At 59.2% G+C, this 19,781-nt stretch carries 20 protein-coding genes; 14 read left to right on the forward strand and 6 right to left on the reverse strand.

The features are described from left to right. Positions 1-47 precede the first annotated feature (47 nt). On the reverse strand, positions 48-908 hold the full coding sequence (gene ppsR / locus V7080_RS04290) for a posphoenolpyruvate synthetase regulatory kinase/phosphorylase PpsR (RefSeq protein ID WP_334187167.1): 861 nt from the start codon (positions 906-908) through the stop codon (positions 48-50). 315 nt (positions 909-1,223) lie between these two features. Between ppsR and ppsA the strand changes: the two genes are divergently transcribed. From ppsA to V7080_RS04305, 3 genes are all read left to right on the forward strand, one after another. Beyond that, a complete protein-coding gene (gene ppsA / locus V7080_RS04295; protein ID WP_334187168.1) occupies positions 1,224-3,650 on the forward strand; it encodes a phosphoenolpyruvate synthase in 2,427 nt (808 codons plus the stop codon). A gap of 253 nt (positions 3,651-3,903) precedes the next feature. Next, on the forward strand, positions 3,904-4,347 hold the full coding sequence (locus tag V7080_RS04300; protein WP_334187169.1) for an NfeD family protein: 444 nt from the start codon (positions 3,904-3,906) through the stop codon (positions 4,345-4,347). Positions 4,348-4,370: 23 nt separating this feature from the next. Next, positions 4,371-5,297, forward strand: a complete 927-nt coding sequence (locus V7080_RS04305; protein ID WP_334187170.1) for an SPFH domain-containing protein — start codon at positions 4,371-4,373, stop codon at positions 5,295-5,297. Positions 5,298-5,359: 62 nt separating this feature from the next. Here V7080_RS04305 and smpB read toward each other — a convergent pair whose 3' ends face one another. After that, positions 5,360-5,809 carry an SsrA-binding protein SmpB gene (gene smpB, locus V7080_RS04310; RefSeq protein WP_334187171.1) on the reverse strand — a complete coding sequence of 150 codons (450 nt, stop codon included), beginning with the start codon at positions 5,807-5,809 and terminating at the stop codon, positions 5,360-5,362. 68 nt (positions 5,810-5,877) lie between these two features. Here smpB and V7080_RS04315 point away from each other — a divergent pair, with 68 nt between their 5' ends. Together V7080_RS04315 and V7080_RS04320 are read left to right on the forward strand one after the other, a co-directional pair. Further along, the gene (locus V7080_RS04315) at positions 5,878-6,324 is read left to right on the forward strand and encodes a type II toxin-antitoxin system RatA family toxin (RefSeq protein WP_334187172.1); all 447 of its coding nucleotides are present in this window, start codon (positions 5,878-5,880) and stop codon (positions 6,322-6,324) included. Beyond that, positions 6,317-6,610 (forward strand): RnfH family protein, encoded by a 294-nt coding sequence (locus V7080_RS04320; protein WP_334187173.1) that lies wholly within the window; start codon positions 6,317-6,319, stop codon positions 6,608-6,610. Before V7080_RS04315 ends, V7080_RS04320 begins: the two co-directional genes overlap by 8 nt. A 25-nt stretch (positions 6,611-6,635) precedes the next feature. Here V7080_RS04320 and V7080_RS04325 read toward each other — a convergent pair whose 3' ends face one another. Further along, complete coding sequence (locus tag V7080_RS04325; RefSeq protein WP_334187174.1) at positions 6,636-7,238, reverse strand: DUF4124 domain-containing protein; 603 nt, start codon at positions 7,236-7,238, stop codon at positions 6,636-6,638. Positions 7,239-7,312: 74 nt separating this feature from the next. Between V7080_RS04325 and guaB the strand changes: the two genes are divergently transcribed. The 9 genes from guaB to ldcA all read left to right on the forward strand — a co-directional run bounded on the left by guaB (position 7,313) and on the right by ldcA (position 16,082). Beyond that, a complete protein-coding gene (gene guaB / locus V7080_RS04330) occupies positions 7,313-8,773 on the forward strand; it encodes an IMP dehydrogenase (RefSeq protein WP_334187175.1) in 1,461 nt (486 codons plus the stop codon). Positions 8,774-8,807: 34 nt separating this feature from the next. Next, positions 8,808-9,848 (forward strand): sensor domain-containing diguanylate cyclase, encoded by a 1,041-nt coding sequence (locus V7080_RS04335; RefSeq protein WP_334187176.1) that lies wholly within the window; start codon positions 8,808-8,810, stop codon positions 9,846-9,848. Positions 9,849-9,868: 20 nt separating this feature from the next. Further along, positions 9,869-11,449: a glutamine-hydrolyzing GMP synthase gene (guaA, locus tag V7080_RS04340; protein WP_334187177.1), complete on the forward strand. Its 1,581-nt coding sequence runs from the start codon at positions 9,869-9,871 to the stop codon at positions 11,447-11,449. A 74-nt stretch (positions 11,450-11,523) separates the two neighbouring features. After that, positions 11,524-12,159, forward strand: a complete 636-nt coding sequence (gene queE / locus V7080_RS04345) for a 7-carboxy-7-deazaguanine synthase (RefSeq protein WP_334187178.1) — start codon at positions 11,524-11,526, stop codon at positions 12,157-12,159. 5 nt (positions 12,160-12,164) lie between these two features. Beyond that, on the forward strand, positions 12,165-12,611 hold the full coding sequence (queD, locus tag V7080_RS04350; RefSeq protein WP_334187179.1) for a 6-carboxytetrahydropterin synthase QueD: 447 nt from the start codon (positions 12,165-12,167) through the stop codon (positions 12,609-12,611). After that, positions 12,604-13,101, forward strand: a complete 498-nt coding sequence (tadA, locus tag V7080_RS04355; protein WP_334187180.1) for a tRNA adenosine(34) deaminase TadA — start codon at positions 12,604-12,606, stop codon at positions 13,099-13,101. Before queD ends, tadA begins: the two co-directional genes overlap by 8 nt. 186 nt (positions 13,102-13,287) lie before the next feature. Then, on the forward strand, positions 13,288-14,157 hold the full coding sequence (locus tag V7080_RS04360) for an alpha/beta hydrolase (protein ID WP_334187181.1): 870 nt from the start codon (positions 13,288-13,290) through the stop codon (positions 14,155-14,157). Between the two features lie 20 nt (positions 14,158-14,177). Next, a complete protein-coding gene (locus V7080_RS04365) occupies positions 14,178-15,089 on the forward strand; it encodes an alpha/beta fold hydrolase (protein WP_334187182.1) in 912 nt (303 codons plus the stop codon). 42 nt (positions 15,090-15,131) lie between these two features. Further along, complete coding sequence (gene ldcA / locus V7080_RS04370; protein ID WP_334187183.1) at positions 15,132-16,082, forward strand: muramoyltetrapeptide carboxypeptidase; 951 nt, start codon at positions 15,132-15,134, stop codon at positions 16,080-16,082. A 128-nt stretch (positions 16,083-16,210) separates the two neighbouring features. On the opposite strand, the gene V7080_RS04375 is transcribed toward ldcA, so the two are convergent. The 3 genes from V7080_RS04375 to araD are packed head-to-tail and all read right to left on the reverse strand — an operon-like array spanning position 16,211 to position 19,756. Next, complete coding sequence (locus V7080_RS04375; RefSeq protein WP_334187184.1) at positions 16,211-17,104, reverse strand: aldose 1-epimerase; 894 nt, start codon at positions 17,102-17,104, stop codon at positions 16,211-16,213. Between the two features lie 5 nt (positions 17,105-17,109). Beyond that, positions 17,110-17,982: an SMP-30/gluconolactonase/LRE family protein gene (locus V7080_RS04380; RefSeq protein WP_334187185.1), complete on the reverse strand. Its 873-nt coding sequence runs from the start codon at positions 17,980-17,982 to the stop codon at positions 17,110-17,112. A gap of 52 nt (positions 17,983-18,034) precedes the next feature. Further along, positions 18,035-19,756, reverse strand: a complete 1,722-nt coding sequence (araD, locus tag V7080_RS04385) for an L-arabinonate dehydratase (RefSeq protein ID WP_334187186.1) — start codon at positions 19,754-19,756, stop codon at positions 18,035-18,037. Between the last annotated feature and the right edge of the window lie 25 nt (positions 19,757-19,781).

Below are 19,781 nucleotides of genomic sequence, written 5' to 3' on the forward strand. Positions count from 1 at the left end.
CAATCCAGATCAATAGTGGCGACAATCTCAATTTTTTGCGGCTGATCCTAGCCCAGCACTCGATACCCGCGCTTGTCCGCTTTGATCTCCTGGAGAATCATGGCAGCGATTTCTTCGATGGATTTCACGGTTGACGACATCCAGCGGATGCCTTCCCGCCGCATCATTTTCTCCGCTTCATTGACCTCGTATCGACAATTTTCCAGTGCCGCATACTTGCTTCCGGGACGGCGTTCATTGCGCACTTCCGCCAGCCGGTCGGGGGCAATCGACAACCCGAAAATCTTATTCTTGTAGGGCAACAGCCCGCTTGGCAGCTTGCCGCGTTCGAAATCCTCGGGAATCAGCGGGTAATTGGCCGATTTGATGCCGTACTGCATCGCGAGATACAGGCTTGTCGGAGTCTTGCCGGAGCGGGAAACACCGACCAGAATTATGTCGGCCGAGTCCAGGTTCTGGTGCGACTGGCCGTCGTCATGGGCAAGGGAGAAATTGATTGCTTCGATACGGTTCTTGTAGTCGTCGGAATCAGCGATATTGTGGCTGCGTCCGATGGTATGGGTGGATTTGACGCCCAGTTCCTGCTCTAGCGGTTCGACAAAGGTTTGAATCAAATCCATATGCATTCCCTTGGAATGCCGTATAACAGTAGACAACTCGGATTTCACCAGTGTCGAGAATACGATGGGGCGCTTGCCATCGATGTCGAACGCCTCGTTGATTTCCTTGACCGCTTCATGTGCCTTGTCCAGCGTATCGACAAATGGAAGGCGTACTTGCTTGAATCGTAGTTCGAATTGTGTCAGGACGGAGTGGCCGAAGGTTTCGGCGGTGATGCCGGTGCCGTCCGACACAAAGAAAACCGTCCGGTCGGCCGGCGGAAGGAGATGCGGTGGAAGGTCTGGCATAATTTTGATTATATGTAAAGCAATAAAAATGGCGTTGTAAGGGGCAAAATGCCATTGCGCACTGTAAAATGCAGGTAACTGAATACGGGAGCGTTATCGATGTTGATACTTCTGCAATCCGCCGACAGCAAACCCGTCATGATTCCGCTGCCCGTTCTGGGCGGCGCATTTTCAAGCACCAACAAGACACGTACCAACAAGAGACGCATTTCGATACGCGTATGTTTGCATGCCAACCTCCAAGAAGAATAACAAAAAAGCATAGCATCGCGAGAGCGCTCATGAAGATTTCTTATCATCAAACCAGAGGTTGTTATGTCCAACGCAGCACTAGCAGGGGTTACCCCGGGGGCCACTTACGTCGCTTCCTTTGAGCAATTGAGAATGACGGACGTGGAGTCCGTCGGCGGGAAAAATGCGTCGCTCGGCGAAATGATCAGTCAACTCGCCAACGCCGGCGTGCGTGTTCCGGGCGGATTCGCGACCACGGCCGAGGCCTTTCGCGATTTCCTGGCATATAGCGCGGATGGCGGTCCGACGCTGGCGCAGCGCATTGCCGACCGCTTGAGCACATTGAACATCGACGATGTCCGCGCTCTGGCCGAGGCCGGCGGTGAAATCCGTCGCTGGATCATCGAGACACCATTTCAGCCGCGATTGCAGGCGGAGATTCAGGAGTTCTATCAGAGGCTGGTGGCTGGATCTGCGAGTGAAATGTCGTTCGCGGTGCGTTCGTCCGCCACAGCGGAAGACCTTCCGGATGCGTCGTTTGCGGGGCAGCAGGAAACATTCCTGAACGTGGTCGGCATCGAGAACGTGCTCGAAGCCATCAAGCATGTGTTCGCATCCCTGTATAACGACCGTGCCATCTCCTATCGTGTGCACAAAGGATTCGCCCATGCGGACGTGGCACTGTCGGCAGGCGTGCAGCGCATGGTCCGCTCCGATGTCGGCTCGGCCGGCGTCATGTTCACGCTCGATACCGAATCCGGCTTTCAGGATGTGGTATTCATTACCTCCAGTTACGGCCTCGGCGAGACCGTCGTCCAGGGCGCGGTCAATCCGGACGAGTTTTATGTCCACAAGCCGATGCTGGAAAAAGGCATGCTGCCGATCATCCGCCGCAATATCGGTTCAAAGCTGATCAAGATGGAATTTACCGACGAAGCCAAAGCCGGCAAGTCGGTGAAAACGGTGGATGTGCCGATCGAACTGCGCAACCGCTACTCGCTGAACGACAAGGAAATCGTCGAACTGGCGAAGTACGCGACCATCATTGAAAAGCATTACGGCCGTCCGATGGACATCGAATGGGGCAAGGATGGTCGTGACGGCAAGCTGTATATCCTGCAGGCCCGTCCGGAAACCGTGAAATCCCAGCAGAAACCGACCGATGCCCAGCAGCGCTTCAAACTGAAGGGCAGCGGTACCACGCTTGCGTCCGGCCGCGCAATTGGCCAAAAGATCGGCGCCGGTCCGGTGCGGGTGATCCGCGATCCATCGGAAATGGAGCGCGTACAGCCCGGCGACGTGCTGGTTGCCGACATGACGGACCCGAATTGGGAGCCGGTCATGAAGCGCGCGGCAGCGATCGTCACGAATCGTGGCGGGCGTACCTGCCACGCGGCGATCATTGCGCGCGAACTGGGCGTTCCCGCGGTCGTCGGCTGCGGCAATGCCACCGACATGCTGAAGGACGGTACGCTGGTCACCGTCTCCTGCGCTGAAGGTGATGAAGGCAAGATCTACGACGGATTGCTTGAAACGGAAGTGACGGAAGTGTCGCGGGGCGACCTGCCTTCCATCCCGCTCAAGATCATGATGAACGTCGGCAATCCGCAGCTCGCGTTCGACTTCCAGTCCATTCCCAATGCCGGCGTCGGCCTTGCACGGCTGGAATTCATCATCAACAACAACATTGGCGTGCACCCGAAGGCGATCCTGGAGTATCCGAATATCGATTCGGATCTGAAAAAGGCGGTCGAATCAGTGGCCCGCGGCCATGCTTCGCCGAAGGCGTTTTATGTGGACAAGCTGGCCGAGGGTATTGCGACGATCGCGGCTGCTTTCTGGCCGAAGCCTGTCATCGTGCGCTTGTCCGACTTCAAGTCGAACGAATACAAGAAGCTGATTGGCGGGTCCCGCTATGAGCCGGACGAGGAAAATCCGATGTTGGGTTTCCGGGGCGCCGCACGCTACCTGGCCCCGGATTTCGCGGAGTCGTTTGAAATGGAATGTTTGGCGATGAAGCGGGTCCGCAACGACATGGGCCTGACGAACGTCGAGATCATGGTCCCGTTTGTCCGTACCCTGGGCCAAGCCGAGAAGGTCGTGGATCTACTCGCAAAGAACGGTCTCAAGCGGGGCGATAACGGGCTGCGGCTGATCATGATGTGCGAAGTACCGTCGAATGCGATTCTTGCCGACCAGTTCCTTGAGTTTTTCGACGGCTTCTCGATCGGTTCCAATGACCTGACGCAACTCACTCTCGGTCTTGATCGCGATTCCGGCATGGAACTGCTGGCTGCGGACTTCGACGAACGCGATCCGGCGGTACGGGCCTTGTTGTCGCAGGCAATTGCCGCCTGCCGCTCCAAGGGAAAATATATCGGCATCTGCGGACAAGGGCCGTCGGACCATCCGGATTTCGCCGAGTGGTTGATGAAGGAAGGGATTGCTTCGATTTCGTTGAATCCTGACACCGTGATCGACACCTGGCAGCAACTGGCCTTGCTGAAATAGAGGCGATCCGACCCTAAAAAACGCGAGCCGAGTGCTCGCGTTTTTGTTTCTTAGGCAACTGTTGCAAGTTCGCCCAATCCATGACAAAAGCGTTTGAACCACTGGATTTTTCGATTAGACTAAGCGCTCTTGATGACCGACAACAACCAACAAAAACAGCTTCACCTTGTTGCATTAAACCCTCGCTGCCTAACGGCGCGGGGGTTTTTCTTTGGGGCCGAGTACGGGCCTGCGCAAGTGATCGGAGGAAGATATGAGTGACTGGATAGCGTGGTTGATCGCCGCCGGCGTGCTGGTGGTGCTTGAAATGTTCACCGGCACGTTTTACCTGCTCATGATCGGGGTTGGCCTTGGCGCCGCGGGGGTGGCAGCGCTTGCGGGCGCAAGCGGTCCGATCCAGATACTGATTGCTGCATTTGTGGGCGTCATCGCAACGTATTCATTGCGCAAAAGCCGTTATGGAAGAACGTCGCGCACGGATGCGGCGAAGGATCCGAACGTGAACATGGATATCGGACAGTCCGTTCGAATCGACACCTGGAATGAAACCGGCGAAGGGATGCATATGACCCGGGCAAAATACCGTGGCGCCGACTGGGATGTCGAACTGTTGCAAGGGGCGGATCCCCGTCCCGGCACTTTTGTGATCCAGGAGGTGCGAGGTAACCGCCTGATCGTCTCGGACCAGCGGGAATAAATTATCCATCGGGGGAAAGCATCATGGAAATCACATTCGGCAGCCTCAGTTTAATTCTCTTCGTCATCGCCGTCGTCTTCGTATTCAAGACCATCAACGTCGTCCCGCAACAGCATGCATGGGTTGTGGAACGACTCGGCAAGTACCATGCGACGCTGGGTCCCGGCCTGAACATCGTCCTGCCATTCATCGACCGGATCGCTTACAAGCATTCGTTGAAGGAAATTCCGCTCGACGTGCCCAGCCAGGTCTGTATAACCAAGGACAATACCCAGCTGGAGGTGGACGGCATCCTGTATTTCCAGGTCACCGACGCCATGAGGGCTTCCTATGGGTCGTCGAATTACATCGCCGCCATCACCCAACTGGCCCAAACAACCTTGCGGTCGGTTATCGGCAAAATGGAGCTCGACAAGACGTTCGAAGAGCGCGATCACATCAACAAAAGCATAGTCAATGCAATCGATGAGTCGGCCGCGAATTGGGGCGTGAAAGTACTGCGCTACGAAATCAAGGATCTAACGCCGCCGAAAGAGATTTTGCATGCGATGCAGGCGCAGATCACGGCCGAGCGGGAGAAGCGGGCATTGATTGCCGCGTCGGAAGGACGCCGCCAGGAGCAGATCAACATCGCAAGCGGTGAGCGGGAAGCGTCCATCGCCCGGTCGGAAGGGGAGAAGCAGGCGGCGATCAACCGTGCGCAAGGCGAGGCGGCTGCCATCATGTCAATCGCCGAAGCGAGTGCCGAGGCGATACGCAAGACTGCCGCCGCTATTCGGGAGCCGGGCGGCTCCGATGCGGTGAACCTGAAAGTGGCGGAACAGTATGTCGATGCGTTTGCGAATCTCGCGAAGACCAATAATTCGATCATCGTCCCGGCGAACCTCAGCGATATCAGCGGCCTGATTGCCGGCGCGATGCATGTCGTGAAATCGCAGCAGAAGACCTGATTGCGGGGAAAAGATGAGGGCGGACAAGGTGAAATGCCTCGTGGCTGCTTTCCGACCAGATTTCAGCGGTAGTTCTGTTTCAGGATCGTCTGTTTTTCCCGCTGCCAGTCGCGCTGCTTTTCGCTTTCCCGCTTGTCATGCTGTTTCTTGCCCTTGGCGAGGCCGATCTCGCATTTGATCCGGCCCTTGGTGTAATGCATGTTCAGCGGCACCAAGGTATAGCCGGCGCGCTCGACCTTGCCGATCAGCCGCTTGATCTCCTCGGCGTTGAGCAGCAGTTTGCGGGTGCGGACCGGGTCCGGCGTGACATGGGTCGAGGCCGTCGGGAGCGGGCTGATATGGGATCCGAACAGGAAAACCTCGCCGTTTCGGACAATCACGTACGCTTCTTTCAACTGCACGCGCGCGGCCCGTATGGACTTCACTTCCCATCCATGTAACACCATGCCGGCTTCATAGCGTTCCTCGATGAAGTAATCATGGAAAGCTTTTTTATTGTCAACTATGGTCATGGATAGAGGAACTTGAGGCGGGTCGGTTAGAATTTCAGCTTCGCATTTTATCAAACGGTTCACATTCGATGGCAGTCGTCCATAAAACCGTCCTCCTGCATTACAGCGCGGAGCAAATGTTTTCGCTGGTGGATCGGGTGGAGGATTACCCTAAATTCTTGCCCTGGTGCGGCGGCGTCGACGTGCGGCAGCGCGAAGACAACAAGCTGGTTGCAACCCTGCAGATCAACTATCACGGCATCAGGCAGACGTTCACGACCGAAAATCGCAACAGCCCGCCGACCCGCATGGAGATGGTCCTGGTCGAAGGGCCATTCAAGCACTTGCATGGCACCTGGAACTTCAAGCCGTTGCGCGAAGATGCGTGCAAGATCGAATTCGACCTCCACTACGAGTTTTCGAGCCGCGTGCTCGAACAGCTGATCGGCCCGGTGTTCAATATGATTGCCAACAGTTTCGTGGATTCATTTTGCAAGCGGGCGGAAGTGGTGTATGGCGGAGACATCCATGGCTGAAGCGGCCGAAATCCGGGTGCAGGTTTGCTATGCAACGCCGGCCCGGCAAATCTTGCGCGAGTTGCAGGTCGTCGAAGGCGCGACGCTGCATGTGGCTATCCGACAGAGCGGCATGCTCGACGAGGCGTCCGAGATCGATCTGTCGGTGCTGCACGTCGGCGTCTTCGGCAAGCGGAAGAGCCTGGATGATGTGTTGAGGAATGGCGATCGGGTGGAAATCTACCGACCGCTGATCGCCGATCCGAAGGATTCCAGGCGCAGGCGGGCGGACAAGAAAGCTGGCTGAAAACCTGCAGGTGTGCGCGACCGGGCTAGGATTTGCATTCCTGCAAAAATGTCCGTGTGTCGCGAAGTTCACGCGCACGTTCCTCGTCACTGACAAACGTACGCTCTCCTTCCTTATCGCTGCGCGTGATTCGCACGCCGGATTCCAAGGTGCGCTGATACTCGCGTGCACGCTCGCAACTCTTTTCCTTGTCCGCCGCGAGCTTTTCCTGTTCCGCAGCCTTCTTTTCCTTTTCGGCCTGCTCGGTACGCCGTTTATGAAACTCCGCGTTTCTCTCCGCTGTCGTCATCGGCTGCTTGTCAGCGTTGGTGGCGGGGGTCTTTTCCTTATTGTCCGACACGGGCGCATCCACCGGGTTTGCAGCCCGCGCCTCTTTGCTTAGCCCTTTGAGAATGCGGGATTTCGGTACGGAAGGCGGAGGAGGCATATCGGAATACTGCTTTACGCCTTTCTCGTCCAGCCATACGAACTGGGCAGACGCAGCGCCGGCAGCAAAAAGGGCGACGAAGGCGACGGAGGCAAAGCCGATTTTTTTCATTGTGGTTCCTGGCAACAAGGCATAACTTTGATTTCGCCATGCTTTGATGGGGATGTCAATCTGCAAGCCCCGCAAATAGAGGATTTTCATCGCCGGATCATGCCGGAAAGCGACGTATTTAAAGTATTTCTGTATAATCTCGTTTTGCGCCTATAGGAATCACTATGCGTCTCCTTCAAAAAGCACTCACATTCGATGACGTGCTGCTCGTGCCGGCCCACTCGGACATCCTTCCCAAAGATACTTCCCTGAAAACGCGTCTGACACGCAATATCAGCCTCAATATTCCCCTGCTTTCGGCCGCGATGGACACGGTCACGGAAGCGCGCCTTGCAATTGCGATGGCGCAGGAGGGAGGCATCGGTATCATCCACAAGAACCTGACGCCGAAAGAACAGGCTCGCGAAGTCGCCAAGGTGAAGCGCTTCGAGTCGGGCGTCGTACGGGACCCGATCACAATTCCGCCGACCATGCGTATCCGCGATGTCATGGCATTGTCGCAGCAGCACGGCATCAGCGGATTTCCGGTTGTCGAGGGCCGCCAGGTCGTCGGCATCATCACCAACCGTGACCTGCGCTTCGAAGAGGAACTGGACGCGGAAGTGCGCGCGAAGATGACGCCGCGCGAGAAGCTGGTCTTCGTGAAGGACGGCGCCGAACTCACCGAAGCCAAGCGACTGATGAACAAGCACCGGCTGGAGCGAGTGATCGTGGTCAACGATGCCTTCGAGCTTCGCGGCCTGATCACGGTGAAGGACATCCAGAAAGCGACGGAACATCCGAACGCGTCCAAGGACGACCAGGGCAAGCTGCGCGTCGGCGCGGCGGTCGGCGTCGGCGCGGACAACGACGAACGCATCGATTTGCTGGTAAAGGCCGGTGTCGACGTCATCGTCGTCGATACCGCGCACGGCCATTCTAAGGGCGTGCTCGATCGCGTCAGATGGGTCAAGACCAATTACCCGCAGGTGGATGTCATCGGCGGCAATATCGCAACCGCCGCTGCCGCACTGGCGCTGGTGGAGCATGGCGCAGATGGCGTCAAGGTGGGCATCGGCCCAGGCTCGATTTGCACCACGCGCATCGTGGCAGGCGTCGGTGTTCCGCAGATCACGGCAATCTCCAACGTTTCCGAAGCGCTCAGAGGCAGTGGCGTACCCTGCATCGCCGACGGCGGCATCCGCTTCTCGGGCGATATTTCCAAGGCGCTTGCAGCCGGCGCATCGAGTGTCATGATGGGCAGCATGTTCGCCGGCACCGAAGAAGCGCCCGGTGAAGTCATCCTTTTCCAGGGACGCAGCTATAAATCGTATCGCGGCATGGGCAGTCTGGGTGCCATGGCGGACGGATCGGCCGACCGGTATTTCCAGGACTCCGCCAACAATGCCGACAAGCTCGTGCCTGAGGGCATTGAAGGCCGCGTGCCGTACAAGGGCAGCGTGCTGGCGATCCTGTATCAGCTGGTTGGCGGCGTGCGTTCCTCCATGGGTTACTGCGGCTGCGCCACCATCGATGAGCTGCGGGAAAAAGCTGCGTTCGTCGAGATTACCGCAGCCGGCATGCGCGAGTCGCATGTGCATGATGTGCAGATCACCAAAGAAGCGCCGAATTACCGTGCCGACTAAGCGTGCTGCGCACTCGGCCTGAGGGTATGCCGATATGACAGATCGCCCCCGCGCATCCCGGTTGTCGGTGCAATTGCAGCCGTCCGGTCTGCCGGAGTACATCAACGTCGACGATTGCCGGTGCGATCCGCAGATTCAGCGAATTCGCCGTATCGGTGAGCGACTTTTCGATGTGGCGAACTGCGTCATTCGTCTCGGCAATTCGTTGCCGTTGCCTGGTAGTGAAGGCGGCTTGTTGTCAGAGATCGCAACATCATTCTGCTACAGCATGCCCTTGGTAGAACAACCGGTTGCGGTACAGGATCTGCGCGGGGATCCATTGCTGTCCAAGCATGCTTTTGTGGCCAATACGCCATATTTTCAGTTTTATGCAGCATCGCCGATTCGTTGCAAGGACGGTGCATTGATCGGTTCGATTGTCTTGCTGGATTATTCGCCGCGCTCGTTCGGTGAAGACGACCAGCAGGCACTGGCGGATCTGGCCGGGCTGGTGGAGCGCGAACTTTTGTTCCGGTCGATGAACGCGACCCAGCTTGAGCTGGAGAAAAAAAACAAGAACCTCCGCCGAAAATCGCTGATCGATCCGTTGATCGGAACCTGGAATCGCGGCGCAATCATGCGCATCCTTGCCATTGAGGCGACCCGATGCGACAAGGCGGGCGCACCGCTTTCCCTGATCGTTGCGGATCTGGATCATTTTAAGAAGATCAACGATACCTATGGTCACCCGGCAGGTGACGCCGTGTTGGTCAAGGTGGCCAGCAGGCTCCGGTCCTGCATCCGTCCCCAGGAAGCATTGGGGCGCTATGGCGGCGAGGAGTTTTTGATTGTGTTGCCTGGGTCCGATGCTGCCGCGGCCATGTCGGTTGCGGAACGGATGCGCGAGACGATCGAGGCGCAGCCGGAAGTGATCAGTGGCGTGACCCTCAAGCTCACCATCAGCGCGGGCGTTGCTTCGACGGTTACCTTCCCGAACGCCACGACCGAGGAATTGATCAGCCGTGCCGATGTCGCGTTGTATGCGGCCAAGGATCGTGGCCGCAACTGCGCGGTACAGGCGCAACAAAAAATTTAATGTCTTTATCGAACCATTCCATGCATTCAAAAATTCTCATTCTTGATTTCGGCTCCCAGGTCACCCAGCTGATCGCACGTCGCGTGCGGGAAGCGGGCGTATTCTCCGAGGTCTATCCCTACGACGTCGGCGACGACTTCATCCGTAATTACGGTGCGGCCGGCATCATCCTCTCGGGCGGTCCGAATTCCGTCACCGAGGGCGATACGCCGCGGGCGCCGCAGGCAGTGTTCGACATCGGCGTGCCGGTGCTCGGAATCTGCTACGGCATGCAGACGATGGCAGAGCAACTCGGCGGCAAGGTCGAAAACGGGAAGGTGCGCGAATTCGGCTATGCGGAAGTGCGTGCCCGCGGACACACCGCGCTGCTGAACGGGATCAGCGACTTCGTCACCTCGGAAGGCCACGGCATGCTGAAGGTCTGGATGAGTCACGGCGACAAGATCATCGAACTGCCGCCGGGATTCAAACTGATGGCATCGACGGACAATTGCCCGATTGCCGGCATGGCAGATGAAGAGCGCAGGATGTATGCGGTGCAGTTCCACCCGGAAGTCACGCATACGCTGCAGGGCAAGGTCATTCTCAGCCGGTTCGTGCATGAGATCTGCGGGTGCAAATCCGACTGGAACATGCCCGATTACATAGGCGAAGCGGTCGAGGCGATCCGCAGGCAGGTCGGTGACGATGAAGTCATCCTCGGCTTGTCCGGCGGTGTCGACAGCAGTGTTGCGGCGGCCCTGATTCACAAGGCGATCGGCAATCAGCTCACCTGCGTGTTCGTCGACCATGGCCTGTTGCGGCTCGATGAAGGCGCGATGGTGATGAACATGTTCGGCAAGAACCTCGGCGTGAAAGTCATCCACGTCGATGCGACCGAACAGTTCATGGGGCATCTTGCCGGCGTCACCGATCCGGAAGCGAAGCGCAAGATCATCGGACGCGAATTCGTCGAGGTGTTCCAGGCGGAGGCGGGCAAGCTGAAAAACGCGCGCTGGCTGGCGCAGGGCACGATCTATCCCGATGTGATCGAGAGCGCGGGCAAGGGCAAGAAAACAGCGCATACCATCAAGAGCCATCACAATGTCGGCGGCCTGCCGGAAACCCTGAACCTGAAGCTGCTGGAGCCGCTGCGGGAATTGTTCAAGGACGAGGTGCGCGAACTCGGCGTGGCGCTCGGTCTGCCGCATGACATGGTGTACCGCCATCCATTCCCCGGTCCCGGCCTCGGGGTCCGTATCCTGGGCGAAGTGAAGAAAGACTATGCCGACCTGCTGCGTCGTGCCGATGCGATCTTCATCGAAGAACTTCGCGCCACGCGCGATGATGAAGGCAAATCTTGGTACGACAAGACCAGCCAGGCGTTCGCGGTGTTTTTGCCGGTCAAATCCGTCGGTGTCATGGGCGATGGCCGGACATACGAATACGTGGTGGCACTGCGCGCCGTGCAGACCCAGGACTTCATGACCGCGCACTGGGCACACCTGCCGCACGAGTTGCTGGGGAAGGTATCCAACCGCATCATCAACGAGGTGCGCGGCATCAACCGCGTGGTGTATGACATCTCCGGCAAACCGCCCGCCACCATTGAATGGGAATAAGACCTGTCGGGATGGCTTGCCCATCCCCGGGCAGCCTTACGCGACCTAACTGAGCCAGACTGGCAAGCAACAACGTGACATACAGCGTCAAAGAAATTTTTTACACCCTGCAGGGTGAAGGCACCCATGCCGGACGCCCGGCGGTGTTCTGCCGCTTTTCCGGCTGCAATTTGTGGTCGGGAAGGGAGAGCGACCGATCGTCGGCGGTGTGCAAGTTCTGCGATACCGACTTTGTCGGAACGGACGGCGAGCTGGGCGGCAAATATCCCGATAGCGGCAGCCTGGCGAATCTGATCGATTCTCTTTGGCCGACGAGCTACGCCGGCAGCAAGTTCGTGGTCTTTACCGGCGGGGAGCCGCTGCTGCAGCTCGATCAGCCCCTGATCGACAGCATGCATGCCTGCGGCTTCGAAATCGCGATCGAGACGAATGGCACGCTGGATGTGCCGGCGGATATCGACTGGGTCTGTGTCAGTCCGAAAGCCGGATCATTTTTGCGCGTTACTCGCGGCAACGAGTTGAAGGTCGTCATCCCGCAACAGGACCAGGTGCTGGCGAATTACGAAGACCTGGATTTCGACCATCTTTATCTCCAGCCCATGGACGGCCCGCAACTGGAGGCCAACACCCGGCTGGCAATCGACACCTGCAAGAAAAATCCGCGGTGGAAGCTGAGCCTGCAAACGCACAAACTGCTGCACATTCCCTGAAAACTATGCTCACCATCACCCGCAAACTGGAATTCGATGCCGGCCATCGGATTCCCGATCATAAAAGCCAATGCCGCAATCTTCATGGCCACCGTTACACGCTGGAAATCACGCTGGTCGGCGCCATCATCAGCGAGGAGGGCAGTTCCGACAACGGCATGATCATGGACTTTTCCGACGTCAAGGCGCTGGCGAAACAGCACCTGGTCGATGTCTGGGACCACGCCTTTCTCGCCTATGAAAAAGATACCGCCGTGCTGGAGTTTCTTGCCAGTATCCCCGGCCACAAGACGGTCATCATTTCTTCCATCCCGACGGTGGAGAACCTTGCGCAGACCGCGTTCAACATTCTGAAAGCCGCATACCAGGACAGGTATGGCACCGGCCTGCGCCTGCATAAGCTGGTGCTGCACGAGACACCCAACTGCTGGGCTGAAATTACCGATGCATGAGCCGACGCATGAGGCATTCATGCGGCTGGCGCTGGACCAGGCGCGCAATGCCTGGGCGCTGGGCGAGGTCCCGGTCGGCGCGGTGGTCGTCAAGGACGGCGAAGTCATCGCCACCGGCTTCAACCAGCCAATCGGCACCCATGATCCGACTGCCCATGCGGAAGTCATGGCGCTACGGGCTGCAGCGACGCTGCTCGGGAACTACCGTCTTCCCGGCTGCGTGCTCTACGTCACGCTGGAACCGTGCGCAATGTGCTCGGGGGCAATGATGCATGCGCGGCTGGCGCAGGTGGTCTACGGCGCTACCGATCCGAAGACCGGCGTCTGCGGTTCCGTGCTCAACCTTTTCGAACAGGAAAAGCTGAACCATCACACCGAACTGGTCGGCGGCGTGCTCGAAGAGGAGTGCAGCACATTGCTGAAAGCCTTCTTCGCGGAACGCCGGCAACAGGCCTTGCGCCGCGGTGTTGTTGTCCAGGAAGAAAAGTGAATGCGGCTGGCATATGCCTTGCGTAGATCCACAGGACCTTACACTACGTCCGTGCGGATGGTGGCGATCCGGCCGTAGAAAGAGCAGAAATGCACTGGCTCGTGTAAAGTCTTCCCGCCGCGCGCTCCGGCAAGGCAGTTTCGCAGCGGACGGATAAGTGTGCAGGCGCTTCAATATAGACATCGAATGCCCAGATCAAGCTCATCGTTTTCCTCGGCTGCATCAGCCACGTCGTCTTCATCGTCCTCATCGTCGTTAAGAAAGCATGCTGCGGCAGACAACATCAAGTCGCCCGGCTGGTGGCTCTTGGCGTTGGAAGGACGTGCGCCCTGGGAACTCGGCGCGTCACTGCTGGCGGCACCGATCCTGCGGTCCGCACCGAAAGGCGACGGCCATCCGGTGGTGGTGTTTCCCGGCCTCGTCACCGGGGATCTTGCCACGGCGGTACTGCGCAATTTTTTGTCGGAGCGCAGCTACGCCTCTTACGCATGGAAGCAGGGGCTCAATCTCGGCCCGCGTCCCGGCGTCATTGAAGCATGCGTCGAACGGGTTGAAAAGTTGCGCCGCGAACATGGCCGCACCGTCAGCCTTGTCGGCTGGAGCTTAGGCGGTTTGTATGCGCGGGAAATCGCAAAACTGATACCCGGCGACGTGCGGCAGGTCATTACGCTGGGTACCCCCTTTGCCGGCGATCCGAAAGCAACCAATGCCTGCTGGCTGTATGAACTTGCCAGCGGCCTGCGTATCGACGGGGACGCGCGAATCAGTACGCTGAAGGACCCGCCACCGGTTCCGACGACATCGATCTACAGCCGTACCGACGGCGTGGTCGCGTGGCAATGCAGCATGGAGCAGGAGACCGATCGCTCCGAAAATATCGAGGTGCCTGCCAGCCACATGGGTATCGGCGTCAATCCGCTGTCCCTGTACGCGATTGCGGACCGGCTGGCGCAGCCGGAGCAGCATTGGCAACGGTTCGACAGAAACCGCTACGGCATCTTCGGGAAAATGTTGTACCGCGATCCGCACCGCGCACCCGCGGCGGAACGCACTTAATCGAATTGAAGGGGAATGGTTTGCCTGTCATTGAAAGTAACGGAATCCAGCTGGCCTACGACACGCTGGGAAACCGTAAAAACGAGCCGGTACTGCTGATTGCGGGACTCGGCCTGCAATTGATCTCCTGGCCGGAGGAATTCTGCAGAACGCTCGCCGCGCAAGGGTTTTACGTCATCCGCTTCGACAATCGCGACAGCGGGCTGTCCACCAAGATGGATCAGCTCGGCAAGCCGGACCTGGCAATGGCCTTTATGAAGTCGATGTTCCACATGCCGATCCTGTCGGGCTACACGCTGTACGACATGGGGAAGGACGCGACCGGACTGCTTGATGCGCTCGAAATCTCAAAGGCACACATCGTCGGCGCGTCGATGGGCGGCATGATCGCGCAGATCATCGCCGGCACCGCGCCTCACCGCACACTGACCCTGACTTCCATCATGTCCACCAGCGGCCGGCCGGGATTGCCCGGGCCGACGATGGCTGCCAACAGCGCGTTATTGTCGCGACCGGCAAATCCGCGCGACATTAATAGCGTGATCGATCATTTCGTGCGCACGTTTCGCGTCATCGGCAGCCCGGGCTACCCGACGCCGGAACCGGTGCTGCGCAGGCAGGTCGAAGCCAGCATCCGGCGCAATATCTGCCCGGCCGGCACCGCGCGCCAGTTGCTGGCGATCGCGGCATCAGGCGACCGTGGCGCCATGCTGGATACCATCAGGGCGCGAACGCTGGTGATCCACGGCACCGACGATCCGCTGGTGCCGATCGCGTGCGGACGCGATACCGCGCGACTGGTGCGCGGCGCGATCCTGCACGAAATCAAAGGCATGGGACACGATATCCCGCCGGCGCTCGAAGTCGGCCTGGCTCAGCTGATCGGCGCCCATCTCAAGGGCGAATTGATCGAGCATGCCGGCGGCGCATAGAATTTCAAGCGTTTCCCTCTTCGGCCCGTCCGTTCCGCCTCCATGATTACAAACAGTCATCCACCCGCAGGCACCTGCGTGGCGATCATCGCGCCCGGCGGCTACGCAGCGGACGAGAATGCACTTCCGCGTGCCATCGCGGCGCTGCGATCCTTCGGATGCATCGTCAAGCTCTTCCATGATCCGGCGGAGCGTCACCTGCGTTTCGGCGGCAGCGACGAGACCCGGATTGCCCGCCTGCACGCGGCCGCGGCAGACCCGGAGGTTGATATCGTGCTCGCGCTGCGAGGCGGATACGGCATGTCGCGCCTGTTGCCGGCAATCGACTTCCAGGCGCTGGCGGCGAGCGGCAAGCTGTTTGTCGGCCATAGCGACTTCACCGCCTTTCATCTCGGGATGCTGGCCCGCACCGGTGCCGTCACCTTTGCAGGTCCGATGGTGTGCGACGATTTCTCGCGCGAAGAGCCGAGTGCCTTCACGCTGCAGAAGTTCTGGCGATGCGTGTCGGCGCCCGCCTGCACAATCGAATTCATCGGTCCGGGCAGCCCGCCGGCCGATCTGGCGGGCACGCTGTGGGGAGGCAATCTCACCATGGTGACGCATCTGCTCGGCACGCCGTACTTTCCCACGGTGTACGGCGGCATCCTGTTCCTCGAGGATGTGAACGAACATCCTTACCGGGTGGAGCGCATGCTGCTGCAGCTATGGCACGCTGGTGTGCTGGCGCGGCAGAAAGCGATCGTGTTGGGAGATTTTTCGGCTTACCGCTTGAGCGATTACGACAACGGCTATGACTTCGACGCGATGCTGCGATACCTGAGGGAGACGCTGGGGCTGCCGGTATGGACCGGACTGCCATTCGGGCATACGCGGGACAAGGTGACGCTGCCGGTGGGTGGTGTGGGGCGGCTGGTGTCGGATGGCGAGTCGTGCCGGCTTGAGATCGGGAGCTATCCGTCTTTAGGCGGTGGGGTATATGCGATGCGTCGCTAGGGAAGGGGTGATGGGTAAATGTGCTGGACGCGCTTCTTGTAAAGGTGCAATGCCACAGTACGGTTCCCTCTGCATTTCTGGGGGGCGGCCAGGGAAAGGAGCCTTCCAGCCTCAGCCCGGCCTTTCCCTTATGTGCCAACCAAATTCGCCACCCTCAACGTCACCTTCAAGCTCATGCTTTCTCCTTCCGCCAATACCTTCAATCCCGGCCAGCCTTCCATGTGAAAGGCATCGATGGGCTGGGTGATCGGCTCGTAGCAGAAGTAGGGCAAATCCGGCGGGCGGTACATCAGGCTATAGCCGGGCGAGTTTTCCATGGTCATCGTCAACGACAATCCACGGTTGGGATAAGTGATGACCGCCGTGCCGTCCCAGCCGTTGAAGCCAGTGTCGATCATCGGCCCATTCAGCGGCGCGGGCGTGTTGTAGTCCCAGGTCGGAGGAAACTCGCTGGCGTAGGCAATCGGGATCGGGTCCTTGCCGGAGAGCCATACGCCGGTGGTGCGCGCCTGCAGCAACGTATCGGCATTACGGACGAAGTAGGGATGCAGGCCGAGGCCGTAGGGCAGAGCTTGCTTGCCGAGATGGGTGACGGTCAGGTCGATCGCCAGGCCGTCGGGCAGGAAGGTGAAAGTCTCGATGCTAGCATGATCGTAGGGATTGCCATCGAAGCGATGCGATTCCAGGGCAAGGCGGATGTGACTTGCGGAGCGTTCCGCGACCTGCCACGACTGCAACCAGCCGTCCCCGTGAATGGGATAGTTCTCGCCGTCGCGGTTGAGCTTGATCGGATAGAACATGCCGTCCTGTTCAAAGCCGCCGCCGGTGATGCGGTTCGACCATGGCGTCAGCGGAAAGCAGGCGACCGTGTACAGATCCGCCTTCGCGCCGTCCCACGGGCGGAACAGCGGCGTCCAGCCGCTGTCGGTTTTCCAGTCCCAGCCGGCCACCGCGCCGCCCAGTTCCGGCACCAGCCGCAGCCGCTGCGTGTCGGATTGCAAGGTGTAGATTTCAGCACTCATGCGGGTCATCCTCGGAATCGGTTTGCGGGCATGCCGGGAATGTCGACGTCAACGGCGAACAGTCCACCCGCCAGCGGTTCACGCTCCAGTTGCTGCTCCGACAGGCCGTTGCGGGCGCTGGTGATGTAAAGCGTGGTGAAGTTCGGTCCGCCGAATGCGCAGCTGGTGATCTGGCTGCAGGGCAGTTCGATGGTTTTCAGCACCTTGCCATCGGCATCGTGGCGGGTGACCTTGCTCGCGCCCCAATGCGCAATCCAGAGTCCGCCTTCAGCATCGGTCGCCATGCCGTCGGGCGACCCGTCCTCTTCGCTGAATTGAAGGAACAACCGCTTGTTCGAGATCTCGCCGGAAGCGGAGTCGAAGTCGAACGCATAGACCCTGCCGCGCGCGCTGTCGTTGTGATACATCGTCTTGTCGTCGGCCGACCATGCGGGACCATTGGTGACGATATAACCGGAATCCATTTTCCTGCATTCGCGGTCCGGTGACAGCCGGTAGAGCGAACCCGCTTCCAACGTGCAGTTGAACTCGACCGAGCCGGCCCAGAAGCGGCCGTGCTTATCGCACTTGCCGTCATTGAAGCGATTTTCCGGCAGGTGCGCTTCCGGTTCGGCCAACGGCGTCAATTCTTCGGTAGCCGGATTAAAGAAAGCGAAGCCATGGCGCAGAGTGATGACGAGGCCATCGGCCGATTCACGCTCGGCCAGGGCGGAAATCTCCTGGTCGAATTGCCAGGTCCGCTGTTCCTGCCACGGCGAGTAACGGTTCAGCCGGCGGTTCAGGATATCCACCCAGTAAAGCGCCTGCTCCTTCACCGACCATAGCGGTCCTTCGCCAAGTTTTGCCTTGGCGTCCCATACACACTCAGGTGTTTTCATCTATTCATCTCCCTTGCTGCTGCTTGTTTAGCATGTTGTAAATGCGATTGCGTTAATGTGATTCGCGCGGCACCGGTGCGCCGCTGCTGCCTACCAGAAAGTCCAGGTCGGCGCCGAGGTGTGCCTGCTGCACATGGTCGACGTACATCTTTGCGTAACCGCGGTCAGGGCGCGGCGGCGGCGTCCACTCCGTCTTGCGCCGGGCGAGTTCGTCGTCGCTGACTTCGAGATGCAGGGTGCGCTTGGAGACGTCCATCTGGATGATGTCGCCGCTGCGCACCAGCGCCAGCGGGCCACCTACCGCCGCTTCCGGCGACGTATGCAGGACGACGGTGCCGTACGCGGTGCCGCTCATGCGCGCATCCGAGATACGCACCATGTCGGTAATGCCTTTTTGCAGGACCTTGGTCGGCAAGGGCATGTTGCCGACCTCGGCCATGCCGGGATAACCGCAGGGGCCGCAGTTCTTCAGCACCATGATGCAGTTTTCATCGATGTCGAGGTCCGGGTCATCGAGCTTCTCGCGCAATTCCTCGATCGACTCGAATACCACCGCGCGTCCGCGATGCGTCAGCAGGTGCGGTGAGGCGGCGGACGGCTTGATCACCGCGCCGTTCGGCGCCAGGTTGCCTTTGAGGATGGCAATGCCGGCCCGTTCCTTGAACGGCTCTTCCAGCGGCTTGATCACTTCGCGGTTGTAGCAGGGAGCACCTTCGATGTTTTCCGCCAGGCTTCTGCCGTTGGCGGTGAGAGCGTTGCCGTGCAGAAGATGCTTGATCTCGGCCATCAGGGCCGGCAACCCGCCGGCATAGTAAAAATCCTCCATCAGGAACTGGCCTGATGGCTGCAGGTTCAGCAGGCAGGGCATCTCGCGGCCGATGCGGTCCCAGTCCTCCAGCTTGAGTTCGACGCCGATGCGTCCGGCGATCGCCAGTAGGTGCACCACGGCATTGGTCGAGCCGCCGATCGCGGCGTTGACCCGAATCGCGTTCTCGAACGCCTCGCGAGTGAGGACCTTATCCATCGTCAGATTTTCCTCGACCATCTGCACGATGCGGCGGCCACTGAGCTGGGCAAGCCGGTTGCGTCGCGAGTCGGATGCCGGGATCGCCGCATTGCCCGGCAGCGACATGCCAAGCGCTTCGACCATGCAGGCCATGCTGGATGCGGTACCCATTGTCATGCAATGGCCGGCCGACCTGTTCATGCAGGCTTCCGCCTCGGAAAATTCTTCCTGCGACATGGTGCCCGCACGGACCATTTCCGACATCATCCAGACGCCGGTGCCTGAGCCGATGTCCTTGCCGTGAAACTTGCCGTTGAGCATCGGTCCGCCGGACACGCCGATGGTCGGCAGTCCGCAGCTTGCGGCGCCCATCAACAACGAGGGCGTGGTCTTGTCGCATCCCATCAGCAATACGACACCGTCGAGCGGATTGCCGCGGATCGATTCCTCCACATCCATGCTGGCAAGATTTCTGAACAGCATCGCCGTCGGGCGGATCTGGGTTTCGCCGGGAGACATCACGGGGAACTCTAGCGGGAATCCGCCTGCCTCAAGGACACCTCGCTTGACGAATTCCGCCAGTTCTCTGAAGTGGCTATTGCAAGGCGTCAACTCGGACCAGGTGTTGCAAATGCCGATGATCGGCCGGCCATCGAAGGAATCCTGCGGATAACCCGGTTTTGCCGTCCAGCTCCGATGCACGAAGCCGTCGCGGTCCTGTTTTTCAAACCAGGCCTGACTGCGACGTTTTGGGTATTTGGTGGTCATAGGAATGAATTAACTCTTGTGGGGG

Origin of the sequence: Noviherbaspirillum sp., assembly GCF_036846085.1 — a bacterium.
Classification (GTDB): domain Bacteria; phylum Pseudomonadota; class Gammaproteobacteria; order Burkholderiales; family Burkholderiaceae_D; genus Noviherbaspirillum.